Raw genomic sequence first — 12,068 nt, 5'->3', positions numbered from 1 at the left:
AAGGAGTACCCATGACTAAGATGATTCATTCCATGATCCGAGTAAGCGATCTGGAGCGTTCCGTTAAATTTTATCAAGACGCACTTGAGCTGGACGTCAAAGACCAATACGTTTTTGACGGCTTCTCGTTGACCTACCTCGCTAATAAAGCAACCGAATTCGAATTAGAGTTGACGCATAACCACGGCCAAACTGCGCCTTACGAACTGGGTAACGGCTACGGTCATTTAGCGGTGAGTGTTGAAGACATTGAAGCCGCGCACAAACGCATTACATCACTGGGTATCGAAGCCAGCGATATAAAAGCCTTCGACCACCAACAAAAACATCTGGCGACATTCTTCTTCATTACCGACCCTGACGGCTACAAAATTGAGTTTCTGCAGCGTCAGGGAAGATACCTCTAAACACAACATAAAGAACGAAAACTATGATTAATGTAACTGCGACTTTTCTTGCGAAACAAGGGCAAGAGAAAGCCCTTGAAAAGCTGTTAACCGGAATTATTGAACCAACCCGTAACGAAGACGGTTGCTTACGCTACTGTTTATTCCAAGATGAAAAACAACCGCAAAAGTTTATGTTTCAAGAGCAGTTTAAAGACCAAGCTGCTTTTGACTTCCATGGCCAGCAACCTCATTTTCAGACGCTGATCGCGAACTTAGATGGGTTGTTAGAAGCTGAACCTGAGATTCGCTTCTACCAAGAGCTGTAAAAGCAAAGAGCGCCTCTCGGCGCTCTTTTTTAGTTCTCTGGAATATCCTCATTCTTAATGATATTGAGGTGGACATCCTGTTGTGGGAATGGAATCGAGATCCCCTCGCGGTCAAACCTCAGCTTCACTTCTTTGGTCACATCCCAATACACGTCCCAGTAGTCATCGGTTTTTACCCAAGGCCGCACGATAAAATCCACGGATGACGTATTTAGCGTATGGACTTTGACGGTCGGATCTGGCGCTTTCAGTACACTTGGATGTGAAGTGATGATATCCAACAGCACGCTTTCTGCCTTCAATAAGTCATCCGCGTAGCCAATGCCAAACACCATATCCACCCGACGCACGCGTTCATGAGTGACATTTTTTATAATATCTCCCCAGATCTTGCTGTTAGGTACAATGATGATCTGGTTGTCAAACGTTCGGATCGTGGTATTCACCAAACTCATGTGGCTAACTTTGCCGTCCACGCCACCAGCAAACACAACGTCACCAACGTCAAATGGACGCCCTATCAGTAGCGCCATCCCGGCGAGAAAGTTCGACAACGTATCTTGCAACGCAAAGCCGATAACGACACCTGCGATACCGAAACCGGTTAATACCGGCGTTAAATCGAGACCAACCTGTGACAACCCAACCATGATGCCGATGATCCACACTAAGTAGCCGGACACGGCGATAAAAAAGTCTTGCATCAAGTGAGATATTTTAAGGTTTTTGGCGACAACGGCTTTACCTACCAAAAAGCGTGCTGGTGTGACTAACAACTTCGTCATGATCAAGATGACAACAAACACTAATAGCTGTATCAGGTGTTGTGGCGCGTTGTTGGCCAACCAATCCCAAACATTATCGAGCCATTTGGAGAGGATTGCGATCATCACTTTACCGTCGAACAACTCTTGGGTGATGCTTCCTGTCACTTCAAACATCAAACGCTTGTAGTCGGCAGTTTCGATACCAAGCGGTTCTGCGATGGAAATTAACGAACGTAAACTGTCGGTCGCGATGTCCAAACGTTGTTTCAATACCAGTTCGCTGAGCTGCAACGCGGATTTTTCAGAATCGGGCCGTTCTGAGATCTGTTTACCAGCGATATCGACTTGCTGGTTATAGTAGTCAACGGATGCTGAAGTCACTCGGAGCTGTTTCTCGACCGATGTTTTCAGTGCGCGCTCGGCATGCTCTTGATTCACACCCAACGATGCTAGCCATTGAATGTTCTGCCACTTCGACTCGTTGACCGCATCAAGATAACGTTGTAACTCTTGGTAATCAGTTAACAAAGCTAAGCGCTCTTCACTGCTGGCGTGTTTGATGGTGTCGTCGAGCGTTTTGAGCCTATCTTCCAAATAATCTGTTGCGTCTTTGGCGTATTCTTGCTGCAACGTAATGAACTCGATCAGCTTATCTTGATGCACACTTTGCTTAGCAATCGCCGATTTCAACAACAGCCTCAATGCTTCATTCTTATGGAAAAGCTGAAGTTGTAGCGCCTCTTTTTGGTCACCTTCAATTTCAAGCAAACTCTCGGACAGATCGATCAACTCACCGTTGATACGTTCTATTTCTAACTCTGCTTGAGAAACAGTGGAAGCATCAGGCTCTTGTTGCTCTTGCTGCGCGTGAACAAGCAAACTCACCATGCATGCAGCGGCAAATAATAGAATGTGCCGGACGAACCCCGACCTTTTTGAACACATGTGCACGTTTACACCCCGAAGAAGAGTCGCTCTACTCTCAATACACTTCTTCAAGTTTATGCCATCGTCCGCATGGGCAGCGTCTCATTAATAATAGAACGATAACTTTAGGTAGGTTTTGGCGGAAGGAGAGATGAATTGCTTTTAACTTCGCCCGCACAAAAAAAAGCGCCTTGCGGCGCTCTCTGTTAATTCTCAGGTGTGTCTTCATCCTTAATCATATGAAGATGCACATCTTGTTGTGGGAATGGAATCGAGATCCCCTCACGGTCAAATCTCAGCTTCACTTCCTTGGTCACATCCCAGTACACGTCCCAGTAATCATCGGTTTTAACCCAAGGGCGAACAATAAAGTCCACAGATGAAGTGTTTAGTGTATGTACTTTGATCATTGGCTCTGGCGCACGCAATACGCTTGGGTGTTCGGTAACGATCTCCGTCAGTACACGCTCGGCTTTGAGTAAGTCGTCACCATAACCAATCCCAAACACCATATCGACGCGACGAACACGTTCGTGGGTCACATTCTTGATCACATCACCCCAAATTTTGCTATTCGGAACCATAATGATCTGGTTGTCAAACGTCTTGATCGTGGTGTTCACCAAACTCATATGGCTAACTTTACCATCCACCCCACCAGCGAACACGAAGTCACCAACATCAAACGGGCGATAGATAAGTAGCATCATACCCGCGGCAAAGTTAGACAAGGTATCTTGCAAGGCGAAACCAATGATCACACCGGCGATACCGAAACCGGTCAAGACAGGCGTTAAGTTGAGACCAATTTGTGACAGACCAACCAAGACACCAATAATCCAGACCAAATTACCCGACATCGCAATGAAGAAATCTTGCATCAGTTGCGACATATTGAGGTTCTTAGACACTACCGCTTTGCCGATGACCTTACGTGTCACTTTCGCCAACACTTTTGTCGCTAACAAGATAACCGCGAACACCAATAGTTGAATCAGGTGTTGTGGCGCATTGTTCGCTAGCCAGTCCCAGAAGTTATCCAGCCAACTCGATAGAATTGAGCCAATCACTTTCCCATCAAACAGGTCTTGGGTAATGCTGCCAGTGACTTCAAACATCAAGCGGCGGTAGTCCGAGGTATCGACGTCCAGTTGGCGACCAATCGAAATCAGTGCTCGCATGCTATCGACTGCGGTATCCATACGCTGTTTCAGCACTAACTGGCTAAGTTGCAGCGCCGATTTTTCAGATTCCGGACGCACAGCAATCTGCTTGTTGACCACTTCAATTTGCTGGTTGTAGTACTCAACAGACGCAGATATCACACGCAGTCTTTTTTCTACCGTGTCTGTTAGCTCTTGCTGGGCTTTTCTTACGTCGACATCAAGCGCTTTCAACCATTGGATGTTCTGCCATTTTGACTCAATCAATACATCCAGATAGTGCTGCAATTCTTGGTAATCACTGAGCAGTGCTAAACGCTCTTCTTCCTTAGCTTTATTGATGGTCTCATCGAGCTGTTTGATCTTCTGTTCCAGATACTGCGTTGCACCACGCGAGTAGTTTTGTTGCATCTTGACCAAAGAGATTAGCTTATCTTTTGGCACGCGCTCCTTGTCGATCGCCGTTTCAAGAACCGCACGCAACTCTTCATTCTTTTGGAACAACTGCAACTGCAAGGCTTCTTTTTGATCGCCTGTTGTATCTTTCAGCGCATCTGACAAGTCTTTCAAGTCACTGTTAATCCGTTCTATTTCCAGTTCAACTTTTGAAATAGACGCGGATTCCACCTCTTCTACCGCTTGGGCAAGCGGCGATAGCGCGCAGCTGAACGCAATCAGCACGCCCCAAAGAAAAAGCGCCGATTTTCGGCAAGATAAGCTCAACATGACAACCCCTAAATAAGTAAACTCAAGTCATTGTTTAATAAGTATTTGGATGTAATTGTACATCAACCAGCAGAAAAAATGCGTGTGCAACGTTATAGGTTAGTCAATATATAAACATACGACTCTCTGGTAGGAATTGACTGACTTCCACTAAAACTAAAAAAGGTTCAGAATTAATGGATAATATTCTGAGATAAAAAACAGAGTGGTAGAAGATAAGTAGATTTACAGTGAGAGGGGCGAACTGAGGAAGATTGTGGCTTGAGAAAAATAGACAACCACAATCTTCGATAACAAACAATTAAGCACGTGTCGGATGGTTTAGGATGTGGTCCTCCCAATCCACCACGTCGATTTCATATACCACTTTATTGCGGACACTTTCCCCCGCGGCGTGCATCGCTGATTTTGAGCCCGTAATCAGCGGGTGCCATTCTGGTAACGGCTCACCTTCCGCCAATAAGCGGTACGCACAGGTGTGTGGTAGCCAAGTAAAGTCGTCGATGTCTTCACGGGTTAACTTGGTGCATTCCTCACCAGAGGTAAAGCGGTTTGGGTAGTCTTTACACGAACACGTTTTGCTATTTAACCAGCTACACGCTACGTTGGTGTAATAGATTTCGTCGGTATCTTCATCCATGAGCTTGTGCAAACAGCACTTTCCGCAGCCATCGCAAAGAGATTCCCATTCATCTTCTGTCATCTGCTCTAACGATTTACTTTGCCAAAATGGAATGCTCATACTTCAGGTCTCACCAAGTGAATTTCGGGCACGATTTATACCCCTCTCACCGCAAAAGTTCAAGTTTTGAGACGATATCCAATAAATGACAACTAACTGAAGAGCAATTCAACGGATTCTTTTTTGCTGTTCTATCCTTAAGCAAATTGGTGTTACTCGTTTGATCAAAAAAGAATTAAGGAGTTTTCATGGGCGTTATTTCTTGGATTATTTTAGGTCTGATCGCTGGTGCGTTGGCGAAATGGTTAATGCCAGGCAGAGACGGCGGCGGTTGGATTGCCACCATGTTGTTGGGTATTGCAGGCGCATTTGTCGGTGGCTTCCTTGGCGGCATGCTCGGCTTTGGTGGGGCAACGGGCGTAAACATCGGCAGTATCCTTACCGCGACACTAGGCGCGTTTATCCTGCTGTTTGTTTACAACCGTTTTCTTAAGTGATTGATCTTCTGACAAACCTCGACAACATTAGGAGTATTAGTTAAATGCTCCTTCTGTCTTTTTGCCTACCAACTCTTCCAATCCACGTCAAAATGACCATAATTGCACCTCATTTTTTAAGAGGTATAGATTATGGATTGTCGATTAGGTTGTGGCGCTTGTTGTATCGCCCCGAGTATCTCCTCACCTATTCCGGGTATGCCAAACGGCAAGCCTGCTGGCGTTCGCTGTATTCAGTTGAACGACGATAATCTGTGCAAGCTGTTCGGCAAACCGGAACGACCAAAAGTGTGCCACGATTTCAAACCTTGTCCGGTAGTATGCGGCAGCACCAACCAAGACGCATTGAATAACATTACTGAATTGGAACAGCTCACTTAACCGCTGCAAATTATCGGTTGAGTCGAAAATTTCACCATTTAGTCACAAACGGTCACAGAGACATCAGGCTAATTTCGCTATAGTGCATCCATTAAGCATTACGCAATGGAGAGCTATGCAAACCGCACATTCTCATATCGTGTTGGTCGAAGACGACCACCAACTCGCCGAGCTCATTCGCGACTTTCTTGAAACGTACGATTTTCAAGTCACTACAGTCGCTGACGGGTTAGCGGCCGTCGATACCATTTTGCAGCTTCAGCCGGATCTGGTGATCCTTGACGTAATGCTCCCTGGTCAAAGCGGCATGGATGTCTGCCGTCAAATTCGAGCCGATTATCGCGGTATGATTCTGATGCAAACCGCGCTCGATGACGATATCGACCAAGTGATGGGGCTAGAGCTCGGCGCCGATGATTATGTGGTAAAGCAAGTTCAACCGAGACTGCTGTTGTCTCGTATTCGCGCACTACTTAGACGCCATGAACGCCTTGGCGCAGATTCAAACTGTAGTCAGCATCAAATTAAACTTGGCTCCTTGATTATCGACACTCAGCTGCGCCAAATAATCATGAACAATCAACCCGTAAAATTAACGACGTCTGAGTTTGAGCTCCTGCTGCTACTTGCCGCCCATGTCGGTCACGTGGTCTCTCGCGATGAAATCGCACAAAGTATTCGCGGCTTTGAGTACGACGGCTTGGATCGCTCTATAGACCGACGCATTTCTCGCCTGCGCCGCAGGCTGGGTGACGATCCAAACGAACCAACTATAATCAAAACCGTACGAGGACAAGGTTATCAGCTTTGTCGCGTTGCAGATTGAAGGAGCCAATATGCTACGCTCGTTTGCCATTCTTTGGTTCGCTGTTTTTACACCACTCGTATTGTTGATTATTCCCACCGACCTTAACCCGGTCCAAGCAATTTCTAAGTCGATGAGTGGCAGCTTTTTCAAGTCAGTCTACTCTGGCTCGGTCAATTTGATTGAAGAGGAACTCCTCTCCCTCTCACCTCAAGAGTGGTCAGCCACAATCGAACAACATCAGCAGTTTTTTCATAACCCGCTCAAGCTAACTCACTTAGAAGCGTTACAAGATAAACCTGAAATTCTAAACGAGGTTATGGCTGGAGAGGTTGCCTTTGAGTTTGCTTCTCCGATGGCGCTTTTCAAACGGGTTGGTGATTCACAGCAAGTGATTTACTACGCATTGGAAGAATCGGAAGAGAGCATGGTCGCCAATCAGGCTCGCGGCGCGCTTTACCTCGCCAAGCAAGATTTGCTCAAACACCCTCAAGATACGTGGCGCGAGCGTTTACGATTAAACCACGATGAGTTGCCGATCTCGGTTGAACTGGTGCAAAAAGAGCAAGTGCCTACAATGTTACTCGAGCGACTGCAATCATCAACCGATTGGCTCGCTTCTTATACAGTTCCTGAAACTTCAACGATTCAGTTGCTAACGCAAGTGGATAACCGACACTGGATCCTAGTGACAGATGAGGGTTCTCGTTCAGTAAAGATGAAGCTCACCACCTACGCCGTCAGTGCGCTGTTTGGTTTGGTTTCGGCAACGCTGATTTTATGGGTCTACCCGCTGTCTAGAGACTTGAAACGCTTGTCACGAACGGCGAGCGAGTTTGGCCAAGGTATTCTAACGCGCAGAGCAAAAACATCGTCCTTATCGGTGGTGTCTCAATTGAGCCGTTCATTTAATCAAATGGCCGACAATATTGAGCGCCTAATTGCCAGCCAGCGTGACCTGACCCGCGCTGTCGCCCATGACTTGCGAACCCCCTTGTATCGCCTGCGCTTTGCGATGGAGATGCTTGAAGACGACAACATCACGCCAGCGCAAAAAGACAAGTACCGCCAGATCGCCGCTAGAAGTTTGGATAATCTTGATCACTTAATCAATCAAACCCTGCTGCTTTCTCGCTATAACCGCATCGCGGATATCAGCCAGTTCTCGCCCGTCAATTTGTACCAACGGCTAGAAAGTGAGATTGAAGACTTCCAACATCAACATACACATTTGTCTCTGCGTTTTACTTCTCCGTCTAGCTTACAAGACCAAACAGTATTGATCGACGAGCGAGGACTGGTGCGCGCGCTCAATAACTTGCTGGCCAACGCCGCTCGTTTTGCTCAGCAGACAATAGAAATCTCCTATCTTCACGCTGGAAGTGATTTTTTACTGGTTGTTGAGGACGACGGCATCGGTGTTGAACAATTGATGCGAGATAAAATCTTCGAACCTTTTACTCAACTAAACAACCAAGAGCGTGCTAGCGAGAAAGGACATGGGTTGGGATTGGCCATTGTAAAACAAATTGCGGTCTGGCACGGCGGCGATGCAAGCGTGGAAGAATCCAAACTCGGTGGTGCAAGATTTATCATTCGCTGGCCAAGCAGGCAAGAAAGTATCGAGCGTAGAAATGTGACCATGCTTGACACAAACTGTCTCAAAACAGACAACGACTTATAACACCTATCTCGTTAATTTAAATGGAAGTAACGGCTTAACAGAACTCAAGGATAGAATAATGACGACAACTCAGAGGCTAACAACACTGCTGGCGTGTGCTTTCCCGCTTTTAACCAGTGCACCCAGCATAGCAAACGGCAACTTTGATCCCCTTCAACCCGGCTTTAGTGGCGCTATCGCCGTCAACGTTGGTGTGGCTGGCGGCTCTTCTCAGTTCAACACCGACGACGACAATGCCACCACCAAAGACCTAACTAATAACGGCGACAGTTATGTCAGCGCTGCGCCTATGATACTGGGCCGCTTGCAATATTCATTTGGCGATACTGCTGTATTTATCGGTAACAGCCCAGATCAAATCGCAGAGGCGCAATTTCAGGCGGAGCTTGGGGTGGTGCGTCGACTCTACGCTGACAACACTCTTACAGTGGCACTGTTTGGCAACGTGCCGTCTGTTGATGAAACGTGGGAAGACCCATACCTAACTGGTGTAGACCGCGACACCAGCGAACAAACAGTGATGGGTGGACGCGTCGCACTGGACTTAAACGTGCCGATTCCTGTGTCCGTTTCCTATGCGATTGCCGACAGCGAAATTGATGACGACTACATCGGTACTAGCTTAACGCTCAGCACAAGTGAACGTTCGCTGCTAAAACGAGACAGCGTATTTCAAAGAGCAACGCTTGATGTTTCAATTCCGGTATTCGCGAATCTCAATCTGACGCCGGGAGTGCAATACACGGTTCGAGATGCAGACGGCAGTGCTCAGAGCCACCAAGACAAAGCAGTGCAATTGGCGATTTCGTCCAGTCTGCGTCGCCACTCTTTCACGGCTACATTCAGAGCATCACAAACCGAATACGATGAAGTAAATCCGGTATTTGACCGCAAACGCGATAGTGATAATGTTGGTATCTTCGCCGTATACAACTACATGGGTCTATTTTCTTGGCAGAACGCAATGTTCAACTTGATGGCGGGATACTCGGAGTCAGACTCAGACATCACTTTCTACGACACAGAAACCTTCTTCGTCGCCACTGGTGTCGGGTTTAGATTTTAAGCTAGGCAGCACAAGAACCGTAGTGCGTCATATCGCCAGTATTCGGTGTGTGGCGCCTCCCATTTACAGGAAGTAATTTCAACAAAGTCGGAAAATCTGACAAATGAGCCGTTTCATTTTTGAGATTTTGTCTCGCCACTCCTCTAACTCTTACAATTTCTAACTATCACTCACACGTTACTGACATTTCTCGGCTATCTTTCCGAGGTCTTCCAAACAATTATTATAGGAAACCCATGAATAAATATATTGCAGAGTCATTTGGTACGTTTTGGCTAGTACTGGGCGGTTGTGGTAGTGCAGTGCTTGCGGCAGGCTTCCCGGACGTCGGTATCGGTCTACTGGGTGTAGCGCTGGCATTTGGTCTAACGGTAATGACAATGGCGTTCGCTATTGGTCATATTTCTGGTTGTCATCTCAACCCAGCGGTCACCATTGGTCTATGGGCTGGCGGTCGTTTCGAGGCTAAACACGTGGTTCCTTACATCGTATCGCAAGTGATTGGTGGTCTTGTTGCCGCAACGGTGCTTTACTTTATCGCAACGGGTCAGGCAGGTTTTGACGTAGCAGCATCTGGTTTTGCGGCAAACGGTTTTGGCGAACACTCTCCTGGTCAATACTCAATGACCGCAGCACTGATTTCAGAAGTCGTGATGACGATGATGTTCCTGATGATTATCATGGGTGCGACCGATGAACGCGCGCCACAAGGATTTGCACCAATCGCGATCGGTCTTGGTCTTACCTTGATCCATTTAATCAGCATTCCGGTGACCAACACTTCGGTAAACCCTGCGCGCAGCACTGCGGTTGCGGTTTATGTCGGTGACTGGGCAACTTCTCAGCTTTGGTTATTCTGGGTCGCTCCTATCGTCGGCGCGATCATTGGCGCGGTCGCTTACCGCTCGCTTTTCTCCGCCAAACAAGCCTAGTTTCTATATTCAATAGAGAAAATACAAAAGAAAAGCCGCAGCGATTGCTGCGGCTTTTTTACATTTGTTCGCTTAAAGCTTTTGTCGGCCGAGTAACGAGTGCGATAGCGTTGTGCCATCCACCAGTTCAAGTTCGCCGCCGACGGGTACGCCATGTGCGATTCGACTCGCCGCGACTTGGTGCTCTCGACACAGCTCGGCAATATAGTGCGCCGTCGCCTCGCCTTCAACCGTCGGGTTGGTCGCTAAAATCACTTCTGTAACGTCACCACGACGTAAACGGAAATCCAATACGTCTAAGCCAATATCACTTGGACCGATACCATCTAACGGTGACAGGTGTCCCATTAGTACAAAGTAACGACCGGAGAACTGCCCTGTTGCTTCAACAGCAGCAATATCCGCTGGGCTTTCTACCACACAGATCTGGCCGTTTTCTTGGCGTTTCGGGTTAGTACAAATGTGGCAGATATCTTCTTCAGTAAAAGTGCGGCACTCTGAACAGTGACCAATTTCCGTCATCGCCTGACTCAGAGCATCAGCAAGCTGTAAGCCGCCTTTTCTATCTCGCTGTAACAAATGAAAGGCCATACGCTGAGCCGACTTGGGGCCAACCCCAGGCAGACAACGTAAGGCCTCCATCAATTGCTCCAGCATATGACTGGTGCGCATTAACTACCCTTGCTGGTTAGAATGGCATTTTCATGCCTGGTGGTAGTTGCATACCGCCAGTTACATCAGCCATTTTCTCTTTCTGAGTTTCTTCAACACGACGTGCCGCGTCGTTAAACGCTGCAGCGATCAGGTCTTCTAGCATCTCTTTGTCGTCTTCCATCAGACTTTCATCGATATGCACGCGACGTACGCTATGGCTACCAGTAATTGTAACTTTAACAAGACCAGCACCAGACTCGCCGGTTACTTCCATATTCGCAATTTCTTCTTGAAGCTTTTGCATACGTTCTTGCATTTGCTGGGCTTGCTTCATTAGGTTGCCCATACCGCCTTTACCAAACATGTTTATCTCTCTGGTTGTTGATACCAAATCTACTTATTGATTTTAGTATCTAGCTTGTCGTTTCGTTATTAGATGGGGTCGACCGGTGTAGCTTTCAACCCCGTAAAATTAAATCGGTCTTACGCTGTCTCTATCAAGTTGAGCCGCAAATCGCGTCTCGATAAACTTCACATTTGCATCGTTTTCTAAGCTGGTGAAGGCCTGCTGCAGCTTGCCTTGATACAGTTTGTCTCTGAGTTCGAGTGGCGTTTCACCCACGGATCCGATTTCTACGCTTAAGTGGCACTCTTCACCTAAGGCTTCATTGAGTGCTTGCAGCAACTCACTTTGCGCTTTATCTGTATTCAGGTGCGCTTGCTCAGGGCGCAATGTCAGCGAAATCGATGAACCGTTTTTCTCAAAGTGAGAGTTCAGCGCTAACTGTTCGGTCAGTTTCGCCGTTTCTAAACGGCTGATCAAACTCGCCCATTCATTCTGTGCTCGGCTCTCATCCACCAGCTTTTGAGACATTTCTGGTGTTTTTTCGTGTTCCAGCGCTTTTTTAAGTTGTGTCGGTGTTAGCTCTTTGTTGACCTGCTCTTTTTGCGGCAACGTTGGCTTCCACTGATACGGTTCATCTTTCGCTGGTTCAGGTGTCGCTATTTGATGTGGGTTTGACAATGACGACACCTGCCCAGTTCCCCCGCGTTTTTGTGCAACACGGTC

At 47.2% G+C, this 12,068-nt stretch carries 14 protein-coding genes; 8 read left to right on the top strand and 6 right to left on the bottom strand.

Annotation, left to right across the window (positions count from 1 at the left end):
- Window positions 1–11: 11 nt before the first annotated feature.
- On the top strand, window positions 12–407 hold the full coding sequence (locus tag HCZ42_RS13045; protein ID WP_167421110.1) for a VOC family protein: 396 nt from the start codon (window positions 12–14) through the stop codon (window positions 405–407).
- A 23-nt stretch (window positions 408–430) separates the two neighbouring features.
- The gene (locus HCZ42_RS13040) at window positions 431–715 is read left to right on the top strand and encodes a putative quinol monooxygenase (RefSeq protein WP_167421109.1); all 285 of its coding nucleotides are present in this window, start codon (window positions 431–433) and stop codon (window positions 713–715) included.
- Between the two features lie 29 nt (window positions 716–744).
- Here HCZ42_RS13040 and HCZ42_RS13035 read toward each other — a convergent pair whose 3' ends face one another.
- The 3 genes from HCZ42_RS13035 to HCZ42_RS13025 all read right to left on the bottom strand — a co-directional run bounded on the left by HCZ42_RS13035 (window position 745) and on the right by HCZ42_RS13025 (window position 5,040).
- On the bottom strand, window positions 745–2,370 hold the full coding sequence (locus tag HCZ42_RS13035; protein WP_254868971.1) for a mechanosensitive ion channel domain-containing protein: 1,626 nt from the start codon (window positions 2,368–2,370) through the stop codon (window positions 745–747).
- A 245-nt stretch (window positions 2,371–2,615) separates the two neighbouring features.
- Window positions 2,616–4,298, bottom strand: coding sequence for a mechanosensitive ion channel domain-containing protein (locus HCZ42_RS13030; RefSeq protein WP_167421107.1), 1,683 nt, complete (start codon window positions 4,296–4,298; stop codon window positions 2,616–2,618).
- A 301-nt stretch (window positions 4,299–4,599) separates the two neighbouring features.
- The gene (locus HCZ42_RS13025; RefSeq protein ID WP_167421106.1) at window positions 4,600–5,040 is read right to left on the bottom strand and encodes a YcgN family cysteine cluster protein; all 441 of its coding nucleotides are present in this window, start codon (window positions 5,038–5,040) and stop codon (window positions 4,600–4,602) included.
- A 188-nt stretch (window positions 5,041–5,228) separates the two neighbouring features.
- Between HCZ42_RS13025 and HCZ42_RS13020 the strand changes: the two genes are divergently transcribed.
- The 6 genes from HCZ42_RS13020 (at window position 5,229) to aqpZ (ending at window position 10,345) form a co-directional block, all read left to right on the top strand.
- A complete protein-coding gene (locus tag HCZ42_RS13020) occupies window positions 5,229–5,477 on the top strand; it encodes a GlsB/YeaQ/YmgE family stress response membrane protein (protein ID WP_167421105.1) in 249 nt (82 codons plus the stop codon).
- 132 nt (window positions 5,478–5,609) lie between these two features.
- Window positions 5,610–5,858, top strand: a complete 249-nt coding sequence (locus HCZ42_RS13015; RefSeq protein ID WP_053410758.1) for a YkgJ family cysteine cluster protein — start codon at window positions 5,610–5,612, stop codon at window positions 5,856–5,858.
- Between the two features lie 115 nt (window positions 5,859–5,973).
- Window positions 5,974–6,684 (top strand): winged helix-turn-helix domain-containing protein, encoded by a 711-nt coding sequence (locus tag HCZ42_RS13010; RefSeq protein ID WP_167421104.1) that lies wholly within the window; start codon window positions 5,974–5,976, stop codon window positions 6,682–6,684.
- Window positions 6,685–6,694: 10 nt separating this feature from the next.
- Window positions 6,695–8,347, top strand: a complete 1,653-nt coding sequence (locus tag HCZ42_RS13005; protein WP_167421103.1) for an ATP-binding protein — start codon at window positions 6,695–6,697, stop codon at window positions 8,345–8,347.
- Between the two features lie 58 nt (window positions 8,348–8,405).
- Window positions 8,406–9,413 (top strand): DUF2860 family protein, encoded by a 1,008-nt coding sequence (locus HCZ42_RS13000; protein WP_167421102.1) that lies wholly within the window; start codon window positions 8,406–8,408, stop codon window positions 9,411–9,413.
- A 236-nt stretch (window positions 9,414–9,649) separates the two neighbouring features.
- On the top strand, window positions 9,650–10,345 hold the full coding sequence (aqpZ, locus tag HCZ42_RS12995) for an aquaporin Z (protein ID WP_167421101.1): 696 nt from the start codon (window positions 9,650–9,652) through the stop codon (window positions 10,343–10,345).
- A 72-nt stretch (window positions 10,346–10,417) separates the two neighbouring features.
- Here aqpZ and recR read toward each other — a convergent pair whose 3' ends face one another.
- From recR to HCZ42_RS12980, 3 genes are all read right to left on the bottom strand, one after another.
- Complete coding sequence (recR, locus tag HCZ42_RS12990) at window positions 10,418–11,017, bottom strand: recombination mediator RecR (protein ID WP_167421100.1); 600 nt, start codon at window positions 11,015–11,017, stop codon at window positions 10,418–10,420.
- A gap of 16 nt (window positions 11,018–11,033) precedes the next feature.
- Window positions 11,034–11,363, bottom strand: coding sequence for a YbaB/EbfC family nucleoid-associated protein (locus HCZ42_RS12985; RefSeq protein WP_053410753.1), 330 nt, complete (start codon window positions 11,361–11,363; stop codon window positions 11,034–11,036).
- Between the two features lie 108 nt (window positions 11,364–11,471).
- Window positions 11,472–12,068: DNA polymerase III subunit gamma/tau C-terminal domain-containing protein (locus HCZ42_RS12980; protein ID WP_303047958.1), on the bottom strand; the 597-nt coding region annotated here is incomplete at its 5' end.

The organism is Vibrio hepatarius (assembly GCF_011806575.1).
In the GTDB taxonomy this organism is placed as follows: Bacteria; Pseudomonadota; Gammaproteobacteria; order Enterobacterales; family Vibrionaceae; genus Vibrio; species Vibrio hepatarius_A.
This window is presented reverse-complemented; position numbering and strand designations above follow the sequence as displayed.